Source organism: Enterobacter sp. AN-K1, assembly GCF_020971765.1.
Lineage (GTDB): Bacteria > Pseudomonadota > Gammaproteobacteria > Enterobacterales > Enterobacteriaceae > Enterobacter > Enterobacter hormaechei_C.
This window is the reverse complement of the sequence record NZ_CP087390.1, coordinates 577,491-600,981: the sequence shown is the minus strand read 5'-3', so window position 1 is coordinate 600,981 and position 23,491 is coordinate 577,491. Positions and strand designations below refer to the sequence as shown.

Annotated in this window: 22 protein-coding genes and 1 riboswitch; of the genes, 8 read left to right on the top strand and 14 right to left on the bottom strand. The window is 55.0% G+C overall.

The window, feature by feature from the left end; genetic code table 11:
* Positions 1 to 12: 12 nt before the first annotated feature.
* A complete protein-coding gene (locus LOC22_RS02905; protein WP_032619327.1) occupies positions 13 to 492 on the bottom strand; it encodes a GNAT family N-acetyltransferase in 480 nt (159 codons plus the stop codon).
* Positions 443 to 775, bottom strand: a complete 333-nt coding sequence (locus tag LOC22_RS02900; protein ID WP_230239345.1) for an RcnB family protein — start codon at positions 773 to 775, stop codon at positions 443 to 445. The genes LOC22_RS02905 and LOC22_RS02900 overlap by 50 nt, the downstream gene beginning before the upstream one ends.
* Positions 776 to 1,257: 482 nt before the next feature.
* Between LOC22_RS02900 and LOC22_RS02895 the strand changes: the two genes are divergently transcribed.
* Genes LOC22_RS02895 through LOC22_RS02885 form a run of 3 tightly spaced genes read left to right on the top strand, consistent with a single transcriptional unit; the run spans position 1,258 to position 5,044 of the window.
* Positions 1,258 to 2,397 carry a polysaccharide export protein gene (locus LOC22_RS02895; RefSeq protein ID WP_017383365.1) on the top strand — a complete coding sequence of 380 codons (1,140 nt, stop codon included), beginning with the start codon at positions 1,258 to 1,260 and terminating at the stop codon, positions 2,395 to 2,397.
* Positions 2,397 to 2,846: a protein tyrosine phosphatase gene (locus LOC22_RS02890; protein WP_319023528.1), complete on the top strand. Its 450-nt coding sequence runs from the start codon at positions 2,397 to 2,399 to the stop codon at positions 2,844 to 2,846. The genes LOC22_RS02895 and LOC22_RS02890 overlap by 1 nt, the downstream gene beginning before the upstream one ends.
* Positions 2,846 to 5,044, top strand: coding sequence for a polysaccharide biosynthesis tyrosine autokinase (locus LOC22_RS02885; protein ID WP_230239343.1), 2,199 nt, complete (start codon positions 2,846 to 2,848; stop codon positions 5,042 to 5,044). Before LOC22_RS02890 ends, LOC22_RS02885 begins: the two co-directional genes overlap by 1 nt.
* Positions 5,045 to 5,088: 44 nt before the next feature.
* On the opposite strand, the gene LOC22_RS02880 is transcribed toward LOC22_RS02885, so the two are convergent.
* The 5 genes from LOC22_RS02880 to LOC22_RS02860 all read right to left on the bottom strand — a co-directional run bounded on the left by LOC22_RS02880 (position 5,089) and on the right by LOC22_RS02860 (position 9,833).
* Positions 5,089 to 6,555, bottom strand: coding sequence for a pyridoxal phosphate-dependent decarboxylase family protein (locus LOC22_RS02880; protein WP_230239342.1), 1,467 nt, complete (start codon positions 6,553 to 6,555; stop codon positions 5,089 to 5,091).
* 18 nt (positions 6,556 to 6,573) lie between these two features.
* Positions 6,574 to 7,950 (bottom strand): diaminobutyrate--2-oxoglutarate transaminase, encoded by a 1,377-nt coding sequence (locus LOC22_RS02875; RefSeq protein WP_230239341.1) that lies wholly within the window; start codon positions 7,948 to 7,950, stop codon positions 6,574 to 6,576.
* A gap of 311 nt (positions 7,951 to 8,261) precedes the next feature.
* Positions 8,262 to 8,705: a hypothetical protein gene (locus LOC22_RS02870; RefSeq protein WP_047719268.1), complete on the bottom strand. Its 444-nt coding sequence runs from the start codon at positions 8,703 to 8,705 to the stop codon at positions 8,262 to 8,264.
* Between the two features lie 185 nt (positions 8,706 to 8,890).
* Positions 8,891 to 9,175, bottom strand: a complete 285-nt coding sequence (locus tag LOC22_RS02865) for a YadA C-terminal domain-containing protein (protein ID WP_017693061.1) — start codon at positions 9,173 to 9,175, stop codon at positions 8,891 to 8,893.
* Between the two features lie 193 nt (positions 9,176 to 9,368).
* Positions 9,369 to 9,833, bottom strand: a complete 465-nt coding sequence (locus LOC22_RS02860) for a hypothetical protein (protein ID WP_230239340.1) — start codon at positions 9,831 to 9,833, stop codon at positions 9,369 to 9,371.
* Between the two features lie 614 nt (positions 9,834 to 10,447).
* Positions 10,448 to 10,544: riboswitch (TPP riboswitch) on the top strand.
* 35 nt (positions 10,545 to 10,579) lie between these two features.
* On the opposite strand from LOC22_RS02860, the gene thiM reads away from it, so the two are divergent.
* From thiM to LOC22_RS02845, 3 genes are read left to right on the top strand one after another with little or no spacing between them, the layout of a single operon-like run.
* Entirely contained in the window at positions 10,580 to 11,350 is a 771-nt protein-coding gene (gene thiM / locus LOC22_RS02855; protein ID WP_032654237.1) for a hydroxyethylthiazole kinase, read from the top strand.
* A complete protein-coding gene (gene thiD, locus LOC22_RS02850) occupies positions 11,347 to 12,147 on the top strand; it encodes a bifunctional hydroxymethylpyrimidine kinase/phosphomethylpyrimidine kinase (protein WP_017383356.1) in 801 nt (266 codons plus the stop codon). The genes thiM and thiD overlap by 4 nt, the downstream gene beginning before the upstream one ends.
* Before the next feature lie 42 nt (positions 12,148 to 12,189).
* Positions 12,190 to 12,936 (top strand): GntR family transcriptional regulator, encoded by a 747-nt coding sequence (locus LOC22_RS02845; protein WP_003859242.1) that lies wholly within the window; start codon positions 12,190 to 12,192, stop codon positions 12,934 to 12,936.
* Here LOC22_RS02845 and LOC22_RS02840 read toward each other — a convergent pair.
* The 3 genes from LOC22_RS02840 to LOC22_RS02830 are packed head-to-tail and all read right to left on the bottom strand — an operon-like array spanning position 12,910 to position 16,138.
* Positions 12,910 to 13,863: a PfkB family carbohydrate kinase gene (locus tag LOC22_RS02840; RefSeq protein WP_230239339.1), complete on the bottom strand. Its 954-nt coding sequence runs from the start codon at positions 13,861 to 13,863 to the stop codon at positions 12,910 to 12,912. The two genes, LOC22_RS02845 and LOC22_RS02840, sit on opposite strands and share 27 nt — an antisense overlap.
* A complete protein-coding gene (locus LOC22_RS02835; protein ID WP_230239338.1) occupies positions 13,860 to 14,864 on the bottom strand; it encodes an ADP-ribosylglycohydrolase family protein in 1,005 nt (334 codons plus the stop codon). Before LOC22_RS02835 ends, LOC22_RS02840 begins: the two co-directional genes overlap by 4 nt.
* Positions 14,861 to 16,138, bottom strand: coding sequence for a nucleoside permease (locus LOC22_RS02830; protein WP_003859236.1), 1,278 nt, complete (start codon positions 16,136 to 16,138; stop codon positions 14,861 to 14,863). The genes LOC22_RS02835 and LOC22_RS02830 overlap by 4 nt, the downstream gene beginning before the upstream one ends.
* Positions 16,139 to 16,386: 248 nt before the next feature.
* Here LOC22_RS02830 and fbaB point away from each other — a divergent pair, with 248 nt between their 5' ends.
* Positions 16,387 to 17,439 (top strand): class I fructose-bisphosphate aldolase, encoded by a 1,053-nt coding sequence (gene fbaB / locus LOC22_RS02825; protein WP_015572352.1) that lies wholly within the window; start codon positions 16,387 to 16,389, stop codon positions 17,437 to 17,439.
* 54 nt (positions 17,440 to 17,493) lie between these two features.
* Here fbaB and LOC22_RS02820 read toward each other — a convergent pair whose 3' ends face one another.
* From LOC22_RS02820 to LOC22_RS02810, 3 genes are all read right to left on the bottom strand, one after another.
* Positions 17,494 to 18,801: an RbtT/DalT/CsbX family MFS transporter gene (locus tag LOC22_RS02820; RefSeq protein ID WP_023304097.1), complete on the bottom strand. Its 1,308-nt coding sequence runs from the start codon at positions 18,799 to 18,801 to the stop codon at positions 17,494 to 17,496.
* Positions 18,802 to 18,897: 96 nt separating this feature from the next.
* Positions 18,898 to 20,505: an FGGY-family carbohydrate kinase gene (locus LOC22_RS02815; protein WP_149121279.1), complete on the bottom strand. Its 1,608-nt coding sequence runs from the start codon at positions 20,503 to 20,505 to the stop codon at positions 18,898 to 18,900.
* 11 nt (positions 20,506 to 20,516) lie between these two features.
* A complete protein-coding gene (locus tag LOC22_RS02810; RefSeq protein ID WP_017693070.1) occupies positions 20,517 to 21,266 on the bottom strand; it encodes an SDR family oxidoreductase in 750 nt (249 codons plus the stop codon).
* A gap of 162 nt (positions 21,267 to 21,428) precedes the next feature.
* Here LOC22_RS02810 and LOC22_RS02805 point away from each other — a divergent pair, with 162 nt between their 5' ends.
* Positions 21,429 to 22,460, top strand: coding sequence for a substrate-binding domain-containing protein (locus tag LOC22_RS02805; protein ID WP_032654226.1), 1,032 nt, complete (start codon positions 21,429 to 21,431; stop codon positions 22,458 to 22,460).
* Here LOC22_RS02805 and LOC22_RS02800 read toward each other — a convergent pair.
* Positions 22,457 to 23,404, bottom strand: coding sequence for a sugar-binding transcriptional regulator (locus LOC22_RS02800; RefSeq protein ID WP_017383561.1), 948 nt, complete (start codon positions 23,402 to 23,404; stop codon positions 22,457 to 22,459). The genes LOC22_RS02805 and LOC22_RS02800 overlap by 4 nt on opposite strands.
* Between the last annotated feature and the right edge of the window lie 87 nt (positions 23,405 to 23,491).

The window sequence follows — 23,491 nt, the reverse complement described above, 5'->3', positions numbered from 1 at the left end:
CGCCACCTGACTTTACCCAAGCCGATAGTGCATCAAATAATACTCTCCGTCCGGAGAATCTCCCGTCGCCTCAATGTGCCAGCCGTGGCGCTGGTAAAACGCAACCGCCCGCTCATTCTTCACCAGACACTTGAGTGAACCCGTGCTGGTAAACGTCTTCTGCACGTGTTCAAGCAACACATGTCCGACGCCCAGGCTCTGATAGTTCGGATCGACAAACAGGTTGTGCAGAAAATTATCGTTCGTCGAGACTGAGGCAAAGCCAAGTCGGTGCCCATCCTGCTCCGCCACCCAAATCCCTTCGTCCAGGGTTGCCGCGTCAAAATCTTCAAGCTGCCACGCAGAACTGTCCATCCACGGCCAGGCTTCACGTCGGGCGTGAAGGAAGAGCGTGCGCAGGAAAGGGCGATCGCTCTCCTGCCACGGACGGATTAGGATCGTATCAGCGGTGATAGAAAATATCTCCGTTATAGGCTTTGTAGATTTTGCCATCGGCATCGCCAATCAGAACATAATTCTCACCCATGTAGGTCCAGTGTGTGCCGGCATCGGGCGCGGGAAGGTTACGCAGCTGGTACTGTTTGATGGTGTACTCAGGCGTCTGATACTGCGCGGGCGCGGTGTCGCCGATTTTAAACTTCGTAAAATCGGCAATAAACTCTTGCTCTTCATAGGCCTTGATGCCGGAAGGCGCTGTCGATGTTTGCGGTACAGCGTGCGCGGCCCCCGCCAGTGACAGTAATACACCCAGAAGCAACAATTTACGCTTAGCCATTTTTTCTCCAGTCATATCGTTACTGATACTTTTTGTGTGCAGATCCGCTAACGGATGGCAGACAGTTCATTTTAAGTATCCTCACAGGGTGAGTTTGCAAAAAATGTAACAAAAGTGCACGGTTTTGTGTAGTCGCAACCGTCATTAATTATTACTTCGACGAATAAATATGAGCTTATACAGATAACATAATTATTGGTTTATTAATTAATTCTGAAAAAACATTTTCAAGGCAAATTTACTAAGATTCAGGCATGCATTCAACAAATAGAACATTTAAGATTGCCTGAAACCCTCTTTCCGAATGCCTGATTAAGACAATGCAGGGCTGTAAAGTCTGCCCAAAGGAATGTCGTGTGGTTTTATAAATACTCTTTGTGTTTCTGTTAATTCATTGAATAACAGCAACTTGTGCTTGAGTGAAATGTTACTGTTTTATCCTGTATACGATAATCACTACTATAAAAGATATTATGTAATAAATGAAAAACACAACAGTTGTATCGATATTATTTTTAATTATTACCCCCTTATCTGGCTGCGTATTTTACCCTGGCCAGCATCTCGATCTCGCTGGGAAAAAGATAATTGCCGCAGAAGATGCAAATGATCGTCTTGAGAAACGGATTGATGTTTATCCTCTTACGCCTTCGTTAATTGAAAAATTGCGGCCATCGGTTTTGAAATCTCAGGCAAATCCTAATCTGGATGAACAGGTCAAAAACTGGGAATACCGTATCGGCGTTGGGGATATTCTGACCGTCACCGTCTGGGATCACCCTGAACTTACAACCCCGGCAGGGCAGTATCGTAGCGCCAGTGACACCGGTAACTGGGTCAATGCCGACGGCACACTTTTCTATCCCTATGTCGGTAAATTGCCGGTGGCTGGCAAAACGGTCGCACGGGTACGCGAGGAGATCACGGCCCGGCTGAACAATGTTATTGAAAGCCCGCAGGTGGATGTCAGCGTCGCCTCTTTTCGCTCACAAAAAGCCTATGTGACGGGCGAAGTGGTGAAGTCAGGGCAGCAGGCTATTACTAATATTCCGTTAACGGTCATGGATGCCGTAAACGCCGCTGGGGGGCTCTCTGCCGACGCGGACTGGCGCAATGTCGTGCTGACGCATAATGGGAAGGACACGCGCCTCTCGCTATATGCGCTGATGCAGCATGGCGATCTCACGCAAAATAAGCTGCTCTATCCCGGCGATATTCTGTTTGTCCCCCGTAACGATGCGCTGAAAGTGTTCGTCATGGGCGAGGTCGTTAAACAGAGCACGCTGAAAATGGATCGCAGCGGCATGACCCTGGCCGAAGCGCTGGGCAATGCCGGTGGGCTGAACCAGAATATGGCCGATGCCACCGGAATTTTTGTCATTCGTTCGCTGCCGAAAAGCGAGCGTTCAGAAAAAATTGCCAACCTCTACCAGCTCAATGCTCAGGACGCATCAGCCATGGTGTTAGGCACCGAGTTTCAGCTTGAGCCCTATGACATTGTCTATGTCACCACTGCACCACTGTCCCGCTGGAATCGCGTGATATCACAGCTTGTTCCGACCATCAGCGGGGTGCATGACCTTACCGAAACGGTTCGTTACATCAGATCGTGGCCGCAATAATGTTCAAATCAATACTCGTGGTTTGCACCGGAAATGTCTGCCGTTCTCCGATTGGGGAGCGGCTTTTACGCCAGCACCTGCCCGACAGATATATCGCCTCGGCGGGCATATTCGGGCTTGAAGGGTGCCCGGCGGATGACAGCGCCCAGGACGTAGCCTGGCGGCATGGGATTTCCCTCGACGGTCATGTGGCGCGCAGGCTGACACGCAATTTGATGCAGGGATCCGATCTTATCCTGGTTATGGAGCCGGAACATCTTCGCTTCATTGCGGCCATGGCGCCGGAGATTCGAGGAAAGTCGCTGCTTTTTGGGCAATGGCTGGAGCCGCAGGAGATCCCCGATCCCTACCGTCAAAGCCGGGAAGCGTTTGAATATGTGTTTGGGCTATTGGGTAAAGCCAGTCAGGAATGGGCACGTCGTTTAGGTCAGAAAGGAATGAAGTATTAATGTCGTCTTACACAACAGACAATTATGGTGCAGCGGCACCCCAACAACATGAAGTCGATCTCGTTCGTTTGCTCGTCGAGATGATCGACCACCGCACGATGATTCTGTGCGTGACGTTCCTGTTCATCATGTGCGCCGGTCTCTATGCCTGGATTGCGCCACCTGTTTATCAGGCGGATGCCATGGTGCAAATTGAAAACAAACACGATAACAACCTGCTCAAAGGTTTGAGCCAGCTGGGCACCGATGTGTCGCCGGATGTTGCCCCTGAAATTTTACTGCTGAAATCCCGCATGATCCTCGGCGAGACCGTTGACAAATTAGCTCTGACACAGCAGGCAAAGCAGCGCGTTTTGCCTGTGGTGGGGCGTCTCTGGCAGCGTCTGCAAGGGCGTGAGCAGGGCAAAATCACGTTAGGCGAACTCCAGATCCCGCAGGTGGAAGGCAAAGCGCAAGAGCTCACGCTGACCGTACAGGAAGCGGGAAAATATCACCTGACGGGCGAAAACATTGAGGCCGACGGCCAGGTTGGGAAAACGCTGGTTACGCAAGGGATCGTTCTGCTGGTGACGTCGATTGAGGCTGAGCCAGGCACGCAATTTTCGCTTAAGTCGTTGACGCGGCTTGAGACGATTAACGCGCTTAAGAAGCGTCTCACGGTTGCAGAATCGGAGAAACAGAGCGGTATCGTGACCTTAACCCTGACGGGCGAAGACCCTGACAACATCGCCCGGGTGCTGAATGCGATTGCTGACAATTATCTTCAGCAAAATATCGCGCGGCAGGAGGCTCAGGATTCTCGTAGTCTGGATTTTTTACAGGAGCAGTTGCCGAAAATCAGAGCGGATCTGGATCAGGCTGAAGCGAGGCTGAATGCCTACCGGGCGCAGCGCGACTCGGTGGACCTGTCTTTAGAGGCAAAATCCGTGCTGGATCAGGTTGTTAACGTTGAGAATCAGCTAAATGAGCTGACGTTCCGGGAGGCAGAGATCTCCCAGCTCTTTAAAAAAAGTCACCCTACCTATCGTGCATTGCATGAAAAGAGACAGACCCTTGAGCGGGAACGGGAGCGTCTCAATAACCGTGTGTCAGCTATGCCCTCCACGCAGCAGGAGATTTTACGCCTGAGCCGCGATGTTGAGTCGGGTCGCACGATTTATTTACAGCTATTGACGCGCCAGCAGGAGCTGAATATTTCCCGCTCCAGCGCTGTCGGGAACGTGAGGATCATTGATGAGGCTGTTACGCTGCCGGACCCGATAAAGCCGCGTAAAGCGTTAATCATCGTTCTTGGCGCGCTGTTCGGGCTAATGCTCTCAATGGGGACCGTGCTGGTACGTCAGGCGTTCAAACGTGGGATCACGCTTTCCGAACAGCTGGAAGCGCAGGGGATGCCGGTTCTGGCTACGTTGCCACGTTCACAGTGGCTGTGGAGTAAAACGCAGTTGCGCAGAAAAAATCCGTTTTCTCGTCGCTGGAAACACAAAACCTCGGATGTGCCTTTCCTGCCCGTCGATCGCCCTGCTGATATGTTTGTTGAAGCGGTGCGCGGGCTGCGGACCAGTCTGCATTTCACCATGATGGAGGCTGAGAACCGCATTGTGATGATTTCTGGCCCCACGCAGGACTGCGGAAAAACGCTGGTGGCGACGAATCTGGCGGCCATCGCCGGGCAGAGCGGTCAGCGGGTGCTGTTTATTGATGCGGATATGCGCCAGGGCTATGTTCATAATATTTTTGGTCTGGAGAACCGCCACGGATTGTCCTGCCTGCTCGAAGGGAAACGCGACTTAGCGGAGGTCATTCAGCATGCTGAAAAAGCGGGGATTGACGTCATCACCTGCGGACCGGAACCCCTGCGCCCGTTAGAATTGCTGTTAAGCGAACGATTCCTTTCCGTCATGTCCTGGGTTAACGCGCAATATGACATCGTCATCATTGATACACCGCCGGTCCTGGCCGTCACCGATGCCGCGCTGGTCGCCAGAGCCGCCGGAACAACGCTAATGGTTGCCCGTTTCGATAAAACCAGCGTGAAAGAGATGGAGAATACCGTTAAACGGCTACAGCTCGTTGGCGTGAAGGTCAGCGGCACAATCCTCAACGATATTGTTAAATCCGCAGCGCTGTATTACAGCTCGGGGTACAGCCAGTATGAATACGGTTATGCTTCGAGGAAAAAAGGGGAAAGGCGTTAGCGCGGGAAAAACAATCCCTCTCCCGGGTGGGAGAGGGATAAGTATTACTTCGCCATCACTTCCTGCGCGGTACGCTCAACCAGAGACAGCAGGACTTTTACGTCCTCCAGCGTTACGGTTGGGTTCAGCAGGGTCAGCTTCAGGCAGGTGATACCGTTATGCTCGGTCACACCGACGTTTGCACGGCCAGACTCCAGCAGCGCATCGCCAATTTTCTGGTTCAGCAGGGCAATACCGGCGTCATCTATCTGCGCCTGCGGACGGAAGCGGAACAGCACGCTTGCCAGCTGGGGTTGCATTACCAGTTCCAGAGCAGACTGCTCTTTCACGTAAGCCGCAACCTGCTGCGCCAGCGTCACGCCGTGATCGATGATTGCCGCGTATTGCTCCTGACCCAGCGCTTCCAGGCTCATCCACAGTTTCAGCGCGTCGAAACGGCGCGTGGTTTGCAGAGATTTGGAGACCAGGTTAGGTACACCCGCTTCTTCATCGAACTCAGAGTTCAGATAGGCCGCCTGATAGCGCATCAGCTCATAGTGACGCGCTTCTTTCAGCAGGAACGCACCGCAGCTGATGGTCTGGAAAAACTGCTTGTGGAAGTCCAGGGTGACGGAATCCACCAGCTCGATACCGTCCAGGTAGTGACGATACTGCTCAGACATCAGCAGCGCGCCGCCCCAGGCCGCATCAACGTGCACCCAGATATTCTGTTTCGCAGCCAGCTCAGCAATAGCACGCAGCGGATCGATAGCACCCGCATCGGTCGTACCGGCCGTGGCCACAATCGCCAGGATCTGCTCGCCGTTCGCGTTGCACTGTTCGATTTTCGCCGCCAGATCGGTGAGATCCATGCGGGAGAATTCGTCAGTTTTCACCTGCACCACGGACTGGTAGCCCAGACCCATCAGCGCCATGTTTTTCTGCACGGAGAAGTGGGCATTTTCCGAACACAGCACGCGGATCTTACGCAGATCGCCTGTCAGACCGTCCTGCTGAACCGAGTGGCCCTGACGCGCAAAGAACGCGTCACGCGCCAGCATCAGCCCCATCAGGTTACTCTGGGTGCCGCCGCTGGTGAAGACGCCTGCGTCGCCAGCCTGATAACCCACGCGGGTACGCAGCCATTCGATCAGTTTGATCTCAATGATGGTTGCGGACGGGCTTTGATCCCAGGAGTCCATACTCTGGTTAGTGGCGTTGATCAGCACTTCCGCCGCCTGGCTAACCACCAGGCTTGGGCAGTGCAGGTGCGCCACGCACTGCGGGTGATGAACGGACAAACTGTCTTTCAGGAAGAACTCCACGGCGCGTTCGATCGCCGCTTCGTTGCCCAGCCCTTTCGGGTTGAAATCCAGCTTAATACGGTCGCGCAGCTCCGCGACCGTTTTGCCCTGGTACATCTCAGGCTGTTTCAGCCACTGCATCACAGCCTGAGTGCTTTGTTCAATCGCCTGCTGGTAAGCTTCAATGCTCTGCGCAGAGGAGAACAAAATTGGGTTTGAATCAGACATCGTATTCAACAACTCCGGTTACGCCGGGCTAACGCCCGCAGCAAGCAGTGCCTGCTCGAATTTATCCAGGAAGACTTTCAGCTCGTCATCGCTGATCAGCAGAGAAGGCAGCAGACGCAGAACGATACCGTTACGGCCGCCACGCTCCAGAATCAGGCCGGCTTCGAAGCATTTCTTCTGGATCAGTGCAGACAGCTCGCCATCGCCCGGCAAGCAACCCATGTGATCGGCGGCTTCATGTGGCTTAACGATTTCAATACCGATCATCATGCCCAGACCGCGAACGTGGCCGATCACCGGATAGCGTTTCGCCATCTCTTTCAGCTGGCCTTTCAGCCATTCGCCCTGTGCAGCTACTTTGCCCGCGATGTTCTGGTCTTTCAGGATCTTCAGCGTGGTCAGACCGGTAGCCATCGCCAGCTGGTTGCCGCGGAAAGTACCGGTATGGTGACCTGGCGCCCATGCATCGAACTGCTTTTTGATACCGAGCACGGCCAGCGGCAGACCGCCACCGACTGCTTTAGACATCACGATGATGTCTGGCTCAATGCCAGCGTGTTCGAAGGCAAAGAATTTACCGGTACGGGCAAAGCCAGCCTGGACTTCGTCGAGGATCAGCAGGATACCGTGTTCCCGAGTGACTTTACGGATGCGCTGCAACCACTCAACAGGCGCCGGGTTCACGCCACCTTCACCCTGAACGGCTTCGAGGATCACCGCGGCAGGTTTACGCACGCCGCTTTCGACGTCGTTAATCAGATTTTCGAAGTAGTAGGTCAGCGCCTTCACGCCCGCTTCACCACCGATACCCAGTGGGCAACGGTACTCGTGTGGGTAAGGCATGAACTGGACTTCTGGCATCATACCGTCAACCGCTTCTTTCGGAGACAGGTTGCCGGTGACGGACAGTGCGCCGTGGGTCATACCGTGGTAACCACCAGAGAAACTGATGATACCGCTACGACCGGTCACTTTTTTTGCCAGCTTCAGCGCCGCTTCAACGGCGTCAGCCCCGGACGGGCCAGTGAATTGCAGGCAGTACTCTTTGCCCTGACCAGGCAACAGAGAGAGCAGGTATTCTGAAAACGCGTCTTTCAACGGCGTGGTCAGATCCAGGGTATGTAACGGCAAGCCGCTGGTAATGACATTTTGGATGCTTTTCAGCACATCAGGATGATTGTGTCCAAGCGCGAGGGTGCCTGCGCCTGCTAAACAGTCAAGGTATTCTTTATTATCTGCATCGGTGATCCACACGCCTTCTGCTTTCGTAATCGCTAAAGGCAATTTGCGCGGATAACTCCTGACGTTAGATTCAAATTCGGCCTGACGGGCCAGATAGGTTTCGTTGCTTTTGTGGGCATCTACGGTGTCAATACGGACTTTATCCGTCATCATATCACTCCTACAACCGCCGCTTCGTTATGAGCAACGATTGAATAAAAAGTTAAAAAACAGATGGGGCCTGAAAAAAACGCCGCCAATATAGAGCCTTTTGTCACCGGGCTCAATGGTTAATTTGCTTACTGTTTTGTGACACAGGGCACAGGGCAGGGAAGAACGCCGTTTGTATGGGGGAGATTGCACTTTATGCTAAATAAAAACAGTAGCTTACGTATGATTTATCCGCATTGTAAAATCAGACAAAAGAGTGTGACAAATCGTGCGATTGTCAGGTGAAAAGGAGGCAGTGAGCCTCCTTACGCTGTTTATTTCTGGCTAACGCGTAAAATACCGTGTTCACGTCCCTTCGTTTTATTCCACGACGCGTCCGTAATACCGTTTTCATCCAGGCTTAGCGATATCACAAAACCATTACCACGGATCTCATAGAAATTCGCATTCAGACGTTTAACGCTGGCTTTTTTGCCGTTTACGGTGGCGCTAAAGAAGCCGTGAGAAAGCGTGGCGTTAACCGTATCCGACGAGAACGAGGCTTCACGCAGGGGATCGTGAACGGATGTCGTTGGTTCGTGTTGTGACGCATTTTCCGCTTTGGTTTTGCTGATATCGCAAGAGCCATCGCCAGCGCTAATTTGCGTGCATCCCGAACGCTCTAATTGAGCGCGATAATGGGCGTTTATGGCGTGCGCAGGCGAGACACAACCTGCAAGCACCGCAGTACCTATAACGAACATCATTACTTTTTTCATTTTACCGCCTTAAAAACGACACAAATACCAGGAGACATACATCACGCCGATCCAGATCCCGACCGAAATCAGCATCAGATACAGGGCTACCGAAATAAAAATATATTTAGACATCTTTTTGTATCAACGAAATGCTCATCCGCTAAAATGAGGCTTTATATTTGTCCCGATGATTGTTTTACGCTTTAAAAGCCCATTCCAATCCCAACCGAAGCGCCCATATTATTCGCGGTATCATCTGAGAAGCTCACTTTCGCGATGACATGGGAATTAAAGTTAACGGATGCACCGACAGCAAGCGCGCTCTCGCTGTTGTAAGTCGCGCCGCCAGCAGAGAACATGACGCGTTGATTGGTTTGCACTTGTGGCAAACCCGCCATCGCCCCTGAAATACCGGCATTGGCCTGCTTCTTATTATTGTCCACTTCATCACGCAGAGATTTAAATTGCTGGCTGGTGTTGGTATTCATTGCCAGTAATGTCTGCCTGGTGGCTTGCAGATCCTGCGTGGCGGCGGTAACAGCCAGGCTATTTTTAGCGACCTTCGCCTGGGTAGCCGTATCCAGCTATCGTTGTGTTACGGTGGTTGTCACACCATCTTTACCGTTATGACCGTCTACACCGTCGCGCCCATTTCTTCCCGCAATGCCTTGTGCGCCAGTATCACCCTTTATCACCTTTCGCTCCATCTGTACCGTTGATGGGTTTAGGTGCATTTTCGAGAGCAGTAAGGCGGCTATCCTGAATATTATCGACGTGTTGAAGGTTGATAATGGCTGTGCCGTTAGTCGCTACACCCTGTAGGGCCGTCTCACTTTTCAGACTGGCGGTATCGGCAAGCGCGCCGGCAAGCAACGCTTTCTGATGTGCGTCGTTAGCCATTTTATCCACGACTAACACGCCTGGTTTTGTGGACTGAAGGTCGTCATAAACCTGCGTTAAGCGGTTATCCATTGCGATATCACGGTTAATGCTATCAGCGTTGTTTTGTGCAATCTGATCCTGATGGTCATTTACAATATTAGTAATTTGCCGATCGTCCCAAACCGTATTCGCGGCTTCAGCCAGGCTCGTTGTACCCACTAAGACAACGCCCATTACAAAAATAGCAATAAAGGTTTTATTCATAGATTTCATTTGAAAAGCTCACATCATTAACTGTTGAAAATACTGAAGCTGAACAGATTAATTTTTCGGGATTTAAAACGGTTGAACGTTGTCTAAATCTTATTTAGTGACGCGAGCAAACTATCAATTAAACGCAAACCAATGATGTTGATCTAAGTCATAAATATTATGAATAGTTCCGACGGCGTTAAAGTCATTTTGCGGTTGTTATTAATGTAAACATTAAGGTGAAAATGATGTGGTAAATGAGAGGGTTAAATTAAGTGTTTGACAGAAATAAAATTCTGCAAAAGAAATGTTTACATTAATATGCGGGTTTATTTCATACGAAAGAAGGTGGGCTGTCTTATAAAAGCACTCCCTGTGCGTCATTATGGATAAAAATAAAATTTCTCAGCATAGTGAGTGAATAATATTTTTCATGAGTTCTTAACAAATAAGGTGGGATAATTAACTGAACAATAATGTATACATATTGAGGGTAGTTAATATCTTGTCGTTTATTGTTCGTTACAGGGGGTTAACGGACAGCCCTAAACCCCTTGCACCCGGGTTACCCCCCGGTTACACTACATGACTACGAATGCCCATTTCGTAAACAACTGTTTTATAAGTAATTTGACTCGGGGTGCCCTTCTTTGTGAAGGCTGAGAAATACCCGTATTACCTGATCTGGATAATGCCAGCGTAGGGAAGTCAGATGCCTACCCGGTCATCGCTTCTTCACGCACGGCAGGAGCGAAACCATGCAGCCTGACCTGCTAGACTCACACGTTTTACATCAATTCCGAACCCGTTCCCCGCTCACGCACTGTATGACCAACGATGTCGTGCAGACCTTCACCGCCAACGTTTTGCTCGCGCTGGGTGCTTCCCCGGCAATGGTGATCGAAGCCGAGGAAGCGGAACAGTTTGCCGCGCTTGCCGATGCTCTGCTCATCAACGTGGGTACACTCACCGCGCCGCGCGCCCAGTCGATGCGTCGGGCCATTGAGAGCGCGGTAGCCGCGGGTACGCCCTGGGTTCTGGATCCGGTTGCGGTTGGCGCGCTGGCGTACCGCACCCGATTTTGCCAGCAAATATTGTCCCTTAAACCTGCGGCCATTCGTGGAAACGCCTCCGAAATCCTCGCCCTTGCCGGAATGAGTGCGGGCGGGCGCGGGGTTGATTCCACCGATACGGCGGCGAGCGCGTTGACCGCTGCGCAGACGCTCGCCCGCCAGACCCACGCCGTTGTGGTCGTCACAGGAGAAGTGGATCACATCACTGATGGTCAGCGAACCCGTACGGTCGCGGGCGGCGACACGCTGATGACCCGCGTGGTGGGAACAGGCTGTGCGCTTTCGGCGGTCGTCGCCGCCTGCTGTTCGCTGCCTGGCGACAGGCTTGATAATGCGACGGCAGCCTGCGGCTTTATGAAGCGCGCAGGGTCAGCTGCACTGACTCACAGCCGGGGCCCCGGCAGCTTTGCCCCGGCGTTTCTGGATGCGCTTTACGCGCTGGAGGAGCTGGTATGACACGCATTAATGCCTTGACTATTGCGGGAACCGATCCCAGCGGCGGAGCGGGGATCCAGGCAGACCTGAAAACCTTCTCTGCGCTCGGCGCTTACGGATGCTCGGTTATCACCGCGCTGGTGGCGCAAAACACGCGTGGTGTACAGTCGGTATATCGTATTGAGCCGGATTTTGTCGCCGCACAGCTGGATTCGGTATTCAGCGATGTACGCATCGACACCACCAAAATCGGCATGCTTGCAGAGGCGGACATTGTTGAAGCGGTCGCTGAACGTCTCAAACGTTATCAGATAAAAAACGTGGTGCTCGATACCGTGATGCTGGCCAAAAGCGGCGATCCGTTGCTCTCCGCCTCTGCCGTCGACACCCTGCGTAAAAAGCTGCTGCCGCAGGTGGCGCTGATCACGCCAAACCTCCCTGAAGCCGCCGCGCTGCTGGATGCGTCACACGCGCAAAACGAACGTGAGATGAAAGAGCAGGGCAATGCGCTGCTGGCGATGGGATGCAGCGCGGTGCTGATGAAAGGCGGTCATCTTGATGATGCAGAAAGCCCGGACTGGCTCTTCACCCGCGATGGCGCGCAACGTTTCACCGCCCCGCGGGTACAGACCAAAAACACCCACGGCACGGGATGTACGCTCTCGGCGGCGCTGGCGGCGCTGCGTCCCCGAAACGCGAACTGGGCGGATACGGTGCAGGAGGCGAAGATCTGGCTCTCGTGCGCGCTGGCAAAAGCCGATTCTCTGGAAGTGGGTCACGGTATTGGGCCGGTTCACCATTTTCATGCATGGTGGTAAGCCGTATACTGGCATAAAACCTTATGCCAGAGAAAAACAGAGATGGAACAAGCGCATACCCGGTTAATTGCTCAACTCAAGGAACGAATTGCCGCACCGGACAACACGCCGTTGTACCTGAAATTTGCCGAAACGGTTAAAAACGCGGTACGCAGCGGCGTGCTCGCGCACGGTAATATTTTGCCGGGCGAGCGCGATCTGAGCCAGCTGGCCGGTGTGTCGCGCATTACGGTGCGTAAAGCGATGCAGGCGCTGGAAGAGGCCGGCGTCGTCACCCGCGCGCGTGGATACGGTACGCAAATCAACAATATCTTTGAATATTCGCTAAAAGAGGCGCGCGGGTTTTCTCAGCAGGTGGTGCTGCGGGGCAAAACGCCCAACACGCTGTGGGTTAATAAACGCGTCGTGAAGTGCCCGGAAGAGATCGCCCGCCACCTTTCCCTTGCGCCGGACAGCGATGTATTTCTGCTTAAGCGCATCCGCTACGTGGATGACGATGCGGTATCAATAGAGGAGTCCTGGGTACCGGTAGGATTAATCCCCAATCCGGACGACATCGGCGTCTCGCTTTACGATTACTTCCGCAGCCAGAATATCTTTCCGCAGCGCACCCGTTCCCGCGTCAGCGCCCGGATGCCGGACAGCGAGTTTCAGGCACATATCAAGATGGACGATAAGATACCGGTGCTGGTGATCAAGCAAGTCGCGCTCGATCAACAGCACCGGCCAATTGAGTACAGCATCAGCTACTGCCGCAGCGACCTATACGTCTTTGTGTGCGAGGAGTAGGGCCTCGCGCGTGGGGGCGCAGTCGCCACCGCGATGGCTGACTACCCAGGCGGCTACGGCATTGCCAAGCTGCACCGCCTCTGGCAGTGACCATCCCGCGGCCAGCCCGGCAAGGGTACCTCCCGCATGGCTGTCACCCGCGCCGATGGTATCGACCACGGTAGCAGGAAACGCCGGAACGTGTCCGGAAGCGTCACCGTCGTACCAGACCGCCCCGTCTTTATCATGGCGTACGATCAGCGCAGCGCCAAACCTCTGCTGCCACCGTGTGCCGAGCTCTTCCACGTTTACGCCAAGCCATTCGGCGGCAAGTTGCGCCTCCTGACGATTGAGCGAGACGATTGGTTTGCAGGCCATGATCCGCGCCATCAGCGGGTCGGGAATATCCGCGATGCGCGGACCGAAATCGATAAAGAGCGTCGCATCCTGAAGACTTTCCAGCCAGGCCGTCAGCAGCTCACCGCTGGGGGACGCCAGCTGGTAGCCGGACAAAGAGATCAGGCTCCCTGCCGACACGCTTAACCCGTCCAGCCAGCGCTGCTGCCACTGGTTCTCCACGCCGCTAAACGACATAAAGGTCCGTTCACCGTCAGGCTCCACCAGCGCCAGGCACCAGCCGTTATCGCCCGTTTCCGCTTCCACGGCGCTGTGCAGATCCTGCTTCGCCATGGCGTTACGGATAATATCGGCCCACACGCCGTGGCCGACGGGAAGGGCGTTTTGCGCAGCAATGCCGAGCCGCTTCAGGGCGATGGCGATATTCAGCGCGCAGCCGCCAATATTCACTCCCTGTTGCTTCAGCTCGATATCACACCCGCGCCAGGGCAGGGCGTAGGCGTCGGCAATCACGTCGATGACCGCCGCGCCGAGTACCGTTACGGGGCGCGTGGCGTGAAGGGTTTCGAGACGGCGGGCAAAAGCACTCATACGCCCTCCCTTTGCTCCCGGAAGTGCAGCAGTTTTTCGCAGTAGTGGCCGAAATCGAGCCGGTTTACGGCATCAAGTTCGTTTTTGAGTACCGGATCAATGGCCTGTACACCGTGCAGCGCGCCGCAGATGGCCGTTGCCATCGCGCCGATAGTGTCAGTATCACCGCCCAGGTTGGCGCATAACACCGCGCAGCGGTTCGGATCGGTACCCGCGAGTTCGACCATCGCAATCGCCGCCGGAACGGACTCAAGGGTGCTCGTGCCCGCGCCAATAAGCTGATAGATCTGCTCGCTGGCGGACTCGGTACCGTTGGCTTCGCGCACGGTTTTCAGGGCCAGCTCAATACGAGCGGAAAGCGATGCGCTGAAGGTGGTCGTGTTCGCCTCCTGCGCCGCACGGGCAATACCCGGCAGGGCATCGGCGATGTTATGCCAGCGCTCGCCGTCGATAGCGCGTGAAACCGCCCAGGCGATCACCACCGCACCGGCGATGGCGAGATCCGATTTATGGGTCGGGCTGGAGGCTAACGCAACCTGTTCCACAAAGTGCGCCAGACGCGTGGCTGGCAGGAGGCATCCCAGCGGGGAGGCGCGCATCGCCGCCCCGTTGGTGACGCCGTTGTTTTCCAACTGGCTCACCGGCTTGCCGTCACGGATGGCGTTCAGGGCAATTTTGGAGGTCGGGCCGAGCACATTCTTATTGAACGCGTCAAAATCCAGCGCCCAGTCCAGAATATGCTTACCGATAACGTCAGGGTTAATTTCCCCGTCGCATTCGATAATCGCGTCGGCCAGGCACAGCGCCATCGACGTATCATCCGTAAATTCGGCCTGCTTAAAGTAACAGGCGGCATTATTCTCAGCCGGGCCGGGTAAGAAACGGTCGATCCAGCCGAAGTGCGCTTTCACCCGCTTGCGCGGCCACAGCTCCGACGGCATCCCCATCGCATCCCCTAACGCCTGCCCGTAAAGAGCACCGAGAATACGGTCTTGTTTCATTTAACTTCCCCTCGTGTCAGCGCGGTATCGCCATCAACCACCTCAATTGCGGTGATCTCTTTATCCGATTCGCGGAAAAACAGCATAAACAGCACGGCAATCACCACAATCATGATTGCACCAAACGTCCACATTCCGGCCCAGTTGAAGGTCAGCCCATTCACCGGCTCTTTATATGCGAACATTTTTTCCATCATCACGCCGCCGAGACGGTAACCCAGCAGGCTACCAAAGCCCTGACAGCACAGCGTGATCAAGCCCTGCGCCGCGTTGCGCATGTGCACGGGCGCTTTTTTATCCACGTAGATGTACGCGGTGACGTAATAGAAGTCATAGCTTACGCCGTGCAGCAGAATGCCGAGGAACAGCAGGGCGTAGGTGAAGTATTGCTCGGCGCCGCCGTAAACAAAGAAACCGTAGCGAATGGCGGCGGTGATCAGGCCCAGCAGCAAGACCTTCTTAATACCAAAGCGTTTGGTAAAGAATGGCAGAGCGAGCATGAAGAAGATTTCAGAGAACTGGCCGAGGGTCATCCAGCCGGTGGCGTTTTTCATCCCCACTTCGGTGAGATAGCCGTTGGCAAAGATATAGTAGAAGGCCAGCGGCATGGCGAACAGGAACGAGCAGAAGAAGAACACCAGGAAGTTTTTATCGCGCAGCAGGATCAGCGCATCCAGCCCCAGCATCACTTTGAAATCCAGCTTGCCGGTACTCTTCGGCGGGGTATTCGGCAGGAACAACGCGAAGACGCCAAGCAGAAGGGAGCTGGCAGCGGTCATCAGCAGCGGGATATTGGTGTCAGAGATGTCGCTATAGCCCATCATCTGCGGCAGGAAGCCGCACGCCAGGCCGGAGGCAATCCAGCCGATGGTGCCCATCACGCGGATGCGCGGGAAATCAGCCTCCACGTCATCGACGTTCGCAAAGGCGATGCTGTTGGTCAGCGCGATGGTCGGCATATAGGTCAGGGAGTAGGCCAGCAGCAGCGGGAAGAAGGTGCTGAACTGGGTTTGCTGTGCTGCGAAATACATCAGAATCGCGCCAGCGAACATCAGCACGGCCAGCACTTTCTGGGCGGCGAAGAAACGGTCCGTCAGCGAGCCGACAAGGATGGGAGAGAGGATCGCGGCAATCGCGGTACAGGCGTACGACCAGCCAATTTCCCCGGCGGTAAACCCGCTCTTACTCAGCCACAGCCACAGCGGCACAAACCATGCGCCCCAGATAAACCATTCAACGAACATCATGAATGACAGTTGGACTTTCGTTTTCATTTTTTAATCCTGCATGTCAGAGGTACGCATGTAACATACCATGTGATAATACCTTTTAAATACCTTTAAGGCGATTGTTTGATCAGTGTAACAAAAATGTTGTACACGAAACGAGCCAGCAGATTGTGCTTAAAAAAGTTGCAAATGGTGGAAAATAGGTTAAGTCGGTACCAGGCTTAGTCTGCCTGCAAAAACGTGGGCTTGGATCACACGCTCCGACATCATGTCGGACTTACGGGAGCATCACTATGACTGATATTGCGCAACTGCTTGGCAAAGACGCCGACAGCCTTTTACAGCATCGTTGTATGACCATTCCAGCCGACCAGCTTTATCTGCCTGGCCATGATTACGTAGACCGCGTCATGGTCGACAACAACCGTCCGCCTGCCGTACTGCGAAACATGCAGACGCTTTACAATACCGGTCGTCTGGGCGGGACCGGCTATCTCTCCATTCTGCCCGTTGACCAGGGCGTAGAGCACTCGGCGGGAGCGTCGTTTGCTGCTAACCCGCTCTACTTTGACCCGAAAAACATTGTCGAGCTGGCGATTGAAGCGGGCTGTAACTGTGTGGCATCGACGTATGGCGTGCTGGCCTCCGTTTCCCGCCGCTATGCTCACCGCATTCCGTTCCTCGTCAAGCTGAATCACAACGAAACCCTGAGCTACCCAACCGAATACGACCAGACACTGTACGCCAGCGTCGAACAGGCGTTCAACATGGGTGCGGTAGCGGTCGGGGCGACTATCTATTTTGGCTCTGAGCAGTCGCGTCGGCAGATAGAAGAGATCTCTGCCGCGTTTGAGCGCGCGCACGAGCTGGGGATGGTGACCGTATTGTGGGCCTATCTGCGTAACAACGCGTTTAAGAAAGACGGCGTGGATTACCACGTATCAGCGGATCTGACCGGTCAGGCAAATCACCTGGCGGCAACCATCGGCGCGGACATCGTGAAACAGAAAATGGCCGAGAATAACGGCGGGTATAAAGCGGTGAACTTTGGCTATACCGACGACCGCGTCTACAGCAAGCTGACAAGCGACAACCCTATCGATCTGGTGCGCTACCAGCTGGCTAACTGCTACATGGGCCGCGCCGGGCTGATTAACTCCGGCGGTGCAGCAGGCGGTGAAACCGATCTGACCGACGCGGTGCGCACGGCGGTGATTAACAAACGCGCCGGCGGAATGGGGCTGATCCTGGGCCGCAAGGCGTTTAAAAAATCCATGGCCGACGGCGTCAAGCTGATTAATGCGGTTCAGGATGTCTATCTGGACAATAAAGTGACGATTGCCTAATCGCACGCATCTTCCTGCCGGGATAAGCGTGACCCGGCAGGAAAGTTCTCTCGCTTACTCCTTCAGCGTTTCAGGATGAGGAGTATTCAGCAGACCCGCCATCCCTCTCTTGCTGCTATTTGCTTTTTCTAAGCCCGGCTGCGTGACGCGGATAAAGGCACACAGAACAAAAGCCAGCAGATAAAGCACCGTATAGGCGATGACCACGCCGAGCGTGCTGAACCAGGGCAGCAGCACCACGGCAATCGCCGGCGCAAGGAAGTTAGACAGACCGGCTGACAGGTTATACACCGAAATCGCCGCCCCCTTGTGCCGCGGCTCCAGCGCCGGGAACACCGCCGCCATCGGTACGAAGGCCGCCACAAAAATCCCCAGCGCGATGGCCGGGACCAGCGCCATGGCAAAGTTATGCCCGAAGTGCTGCGGAATGTAGTAAAACGCCAGGCTCGAGAGCGCCATCCCGATACAGCCAAACCAGCGCACCACCCGCATCCAGCCCATTTTTTCCGCCACCACGCCCCAGAAGACGTTCGAGAAGATGGTGGTGAAGAAGAATACCGCCCAGACCTGAAGCCACTCGGAGGTGGTGAAGCCCAGTTCGTCAACAAACATCATCGGCATGATGACGGCAAACCCGAACAGGGAGAGGGTGTTGATGATACGCACCATGCTGGAGAGCAGAATACTGCGGTTGGTGTAGAGCAGCGTCGCTGCACGGCCCAGCTCGGCGAATTTTTCCCGGGTGGAGAGATTATGCATGTGCGTTGGGGTTTTGACGCTGCGCAGGGATACCATGGCGATGACTCCCCCCGCCAGACAAAACGCCAGTGCCAGCCACAGGGTGCCCATCTCCCCGATGTGCGGAATGGTAAAGCTCGGAATATAACTGCCCGCCACGCCAATACCTACGGAATAAACCGCCCAGTACCAGCCCAGCGCCGAGCTGGATTTATCGCTACGCACATTATGAATAATGACCACGATGAAGGCGTACAAAAATAACGGGTAGGCCAGACCGCGGATCCCATAGAACAGCAGAATTAATGCGTAATTTGCCTGACCCAGACCAAAAACGAGAAACAGGACGTGGAAAACGCACCACAGGACGAAGCCAATCAGCATGGTTTTTTGCGGGGTGATGATTTCAGCCACCACGCCGGAAATCCACGCGGAGAGCGCCGCCGCGAGACCGTAAAGCGTGAAGGCGAAAGAGGCTTCAGCAGGCGTGAAGCCCAGTGATTTAATATAGTGCGACAGGAATGCCAGCTCGAAACCGTCACCCGTCATAAAGACCGCGATCGCCAGATATCCCCATAGCAGGTTCAGCGGCAATCCCAGCCACTGTTTATTTATTTCGGACATATTGACCTCGTTTGTAGCGTACAGGTAAGCCCACACCGGAAATATTCCGGCGTGAGTTTTCTTATTGTCTTTTTCTCTAAATATACTGACGTGTATTTATTCTCTGATTACTGTCGCAGTCTGTTGTAACTGCTTATAAGCCTCGTATCGACGCAGATGAAGGGACTGATAGTTCGCTTGCGGATAGAAATATTTATCCACGTGGGTAAATTGTTTCATGGCATCGGTCACTGAAGGGGCTATATTTCCCGCCACCGCCCCGAGAATGGCCGAACCCAGTAATACCGGTTCGCTGCATTGGGTCGCTAACACCGGCAGCCCGCAGGTATCTGCCAGCAGCTGGCGGACGAAAGGGTGCTGGCCCGCGCCGCCGCTGATAACAATATTTTCGGTCTGTACGCCGCATTCACGCTGGGCGTCAATGATTTGTCGCAAACCGTAACCGATACCACACAGACCGGCCACATACAGTGCCATCAGGTTATTGATATCGTTCTCCATGCCCAGCCCGCAGATCGTGGCCCGCGCATGGGGATCGGCAAAGGGCGCGCGGTTACCCAGAAATTCGGGTACCACGTGCAGTCCTGCTGCCAGGTTCACCGCCTCTGAGGCGGTGGCGAAGGTCTGTAAAAGCCGGTCCGCCAGGTAAACCGGCAGCGGCAGGTCTGACTCCTGTGCCAGCTGGCGCGCTTGCGGTGCGGCAGGATGGAAACTTAATAACCGATCGATAGCGGCACCCGCGGCGCTTTGTCCGCCCTCAATCAGCCACAGCCCAGGTACCATCGCGCTAAAATAAGGCCCCCAGACGCCGGGCACAAAAACGGCGCTCTCGGCGCTGGTCATGGTGCACGATGAGGTGCCAAAGACATACGCAAGATTGTTCAGCGCGCCGCCGCCAACGCCCAACGTCCCGATGCCGCCAGCGTGGGCATCAATTAACCCTACCGCCACCGGCGTGCCTGGCAGCAAGCCCATCTCACGCGCGGCCTGCTCCGTTAAGCCCTCGCCGCAAGGGGTGCCGGGGGCGGCAATATGCTGCCCTATGCGGACAAAATCTTCTCCGGCCAGCTCGTCCAGGCCAACGGTGCGGAAATAGTCCGGGTCCCAGCGATTCTCATGGGCCAGCCACGTCCATTTACAGGTTACGGTACAGATGGAACGGGTGACATCGCCGGTCGCGCGCCAGGTCAGGAAATCGGCCAAATCGAAAAATTGCCAGGCGCGATCGTAGACCTCTCGGTGGTTTTCTTTCAGCCACAGCAGCTTGGGCGTCTCCATTTCGGGCGATATTTTTCCGCCAACATAGTCCAGCACCGGATGATGGGTGGCGTTGATGCGCTCCGCCTGGTCTGTCGCACGGTGATCCATCCAGACGATGATATTGTTTTCCGCTTCACCGTCAGGGCTGACCGCCAGCGGTTCGCCGTCGTCGTCCAACACCACCAGCGAGCAGGTGGCGTCAAACCCGATGCCGGCAACGCTCTGCGGAGTCGTCCCGGAGTGCGCCAGCGCCTCGCGGATGCAGCGGCAAACGGCCTGCCAGATCTCGGCGCTGGACTGCTCCACGCGGCTTCCGCTGCGGTGCACGGTGGCAATTTTCTGCGTCGCGTGGGAAAGCAGCCTGCCGCTGAGATCGAAAATGCCCGCGCGGACGCTGCCGGAGCCGACGTCTACGCCGATAACGGTTTCTGGTGTACTCTTCATCCTTGCGGCCCTTAAAGATCGACGCTGTTAGGCAGAATCACCAGATCCCGGACGGTAACGTTCTTCGAACGGGTCACCATGAACAACACCGATTCTGCGACTTCAATCGGCTGCATCAGGCTGCCGTTTGCCAGCGCTTCATCCATTTTGGCCTGCGGCCAGTCGTCGAGCAGAGCCGTCACTACCGGCCCAGGCAGAACGGCTCCGACGCGTACGCCATGTTCCGCGACCTGACGACGGGTGGTATGCACGAACGCCTGAACGGCAAATTTGGACGCGGTGTAGATCGGCTCCCAGATAACCGGCACCACGCCCGCAATGGAGCTGGTGAAGATAATATCGCCTGACTTCTGCGCAATCATATGCGGCAGTACGGCGCGAACGCAGCGGAAGGCGGCGTTGATATTCAGGTTCAGTACGCGATCCCAGACGTCCGGGTCGCCTTCAGCAACCGGCCCGCCGATGTAGGCGCCTGCATTGGCGTGAAAAATATCCAGGCCGCCGGCGAGGCCGACAATGTCGCTCAGCATCGCGTCGACTTGCTCGGGTTTGAACAGATCGATTTGCAGGGCAAACGCGTTCTCGCCCAGCTCGGCGACAAGGCGCTGAAGCTTTTCGCCTTCCCGGTCGATTAACACCACCTTAGCGCCAGCGCCGAGCAGCGTTTTTGCACACTCCAGGCCAATACCTGAGGCGGCGCCAGTGATAGCAGCGACTTTGCCCTGAAGGGAACTATTCATGGAGGGGACAGAGTGATTCATTTTATAATCCTTTATGCAGAGATGATTTTTAGGGTGTGTCTGCTTTCGCGTGAAGAACGGGGGTTCTGACTGACGCGTGAAGCAAACTGCTCAATCGATGAAGCAGATCTAGCACTTGCTTATTTCTCCAGCAAGAGACATTCAAAATGAAGAGGCGATTTTGTGACGCGCGTTGAGAAAACGAAGAAAACGACCATTTACGATCTGGCGGAACTCACCGGCGTTTCTGCCAGCGCGGTGAGTGCTATTTTGAATGGCAACTGGAAGAAACGCCGCATCAGCGCCAGCCTGGCAGAGAAGGTAACCCGCATTGCACAAGAGCAGGGCTACGCGGTTAACCGTCAGGCAAGCCTGCTGCGCAGCAAGAAATCGAACGTTATCGGCATGATTGTGCCGAAATATGACAACCGCTATTTCGGCTCTATAGCGGAAAAATTCGAAGAGATGGCGCGTGCCAGAGGGCTGTTGCCGATTATTACCTGCACACGCCGACAGCCGGAACTCGAGCTGGATGCCGCCCGTGCCATGCTCTCCTGGCAGGTTGACTGGGTCATTGCCACGGGGGCGACACACCCGGACAAAATTGCTGAACTCTGTCATCAGGCGGGCGTACCTACACTAAATCTTGATCTGCCGGGTACCCTGGCGCCCTCTATCATTTCGGATAACTACGGCGGCGCGAAGATGCTGACAGAGCGGATCCTCGCCAGCAGCTTTAAACGGTTTGGTTCGCTGGCTCCGCTGACCTTCGTGGGCGGACGCCGGAGTGATAACAACACCGCAGAGCGCCTGCGCGGGTTCCTTGATGCCCATCAGGCCCATGGGCTGACCGTTCCGGAACAGCAGCTGCTGGTCACCGGGTACTCGTCATCGCGCGTGGAGGAGCAGCTCAGAGCCACCTTCCCGTCGCCATCGACGGCGCTAAAGGGGCTGTTTGTCAATTCGACCATTTCGCTGGAGGGGGTGGTACGTTGGCTGGCCCAATACGGGCAGACCGGCCAAAATCAGCCGCCGATGGGTTGTTTTGACTGGGACCCATTTGTCTCTCTGCTGGGACATGATATCGACATGGTGCGCCAGGACGTCCCGGCGATGCTGGAGAAGGTATTTGAAATTCTCGATTCCGGTGATACCTCGGTCAGGCGTATTGAGATCCCACCGGAACTGATTGGCAGCCAGAGCGTCACGGGCTAGCCCTGACGCGTCAGCAGCCAGCGCGCGGTCTGTTCATCCGTCACCAGACCGTTTACCCAGCCGCCTTTGAGGGCGGCAAGGATCGCCGGGCGTTTATCCTCGCCGCAGGCGGCCGCAATACGTGGACACTGGCTCTGGCGAATATCGTAGCTGGTAATAAAGCGATTAATCTGGCTGTCGATGACCTTGCCGTCGGCATCGATAAAGCGTCCGAGTATTTCGCCAACGCCACCGCGCTGGGTCAACTCTTCCAGCTGTGCCTCATCGATAAACCCGTCTTTGAAGATAGGGCTCTGCCTGCCCAGCGCCCCGATGCCGACAAAAATCACATCGGCCGCATCCGCCACGGCGCAGACGTTACGGAACAGGCGGTTTGAGCACCACATCTCATGCTCCTCGCTGGACTGAGCATAGCGCGGCGCCGGCCACTGGTAATATTTTCCCTGAATTTTACGCGCCAGCAGCAACGGCACATCATCGTAATAGTTACATTGCCCGTGCTCGTTCATGGCGCTGATCAGGGCGACACAGCGGGTGTTGTGGCTGTCAAAATCGATACGCTTGATGGTTTTTTTTAGCGTCAGTCCGGAGCCAATTCCGACAACCGTGGGTTTATCACCTTGCAGGTAGCGGGCCATCAGCTGATAACAGCCAAACGTCACGCTATCCAGCGCGCTTTCATTGCGGTAGACGGGCACAATGTTGCAGTGGGTCAGGTGATATTTTTCCGCGAGAAGTTGCGCATAATCGAGGCAGTTAGCGACAGGGTGATGAAGCCCAATCGAGACAATGCCTTCCTCTTTCGCGGCGGCAATCAGCCGCTGCACCACCGGTCTTGATGTGCCGAGCTGGCTGGCAATTTCGCTTTGATTAAGCCCGGCGATGTAATACATCCATGCCGCCCGCACTTTTTGATCGAGCCTGATGTCATCTTCTTTGCTCACGTTTCCCTGCCTCAAGAGTGGGGTTGAGGGCGGTCAACACCCACAACAATTGTCTGTCATTCTGGCGGGTGCTCCGCGCTGAGGCAA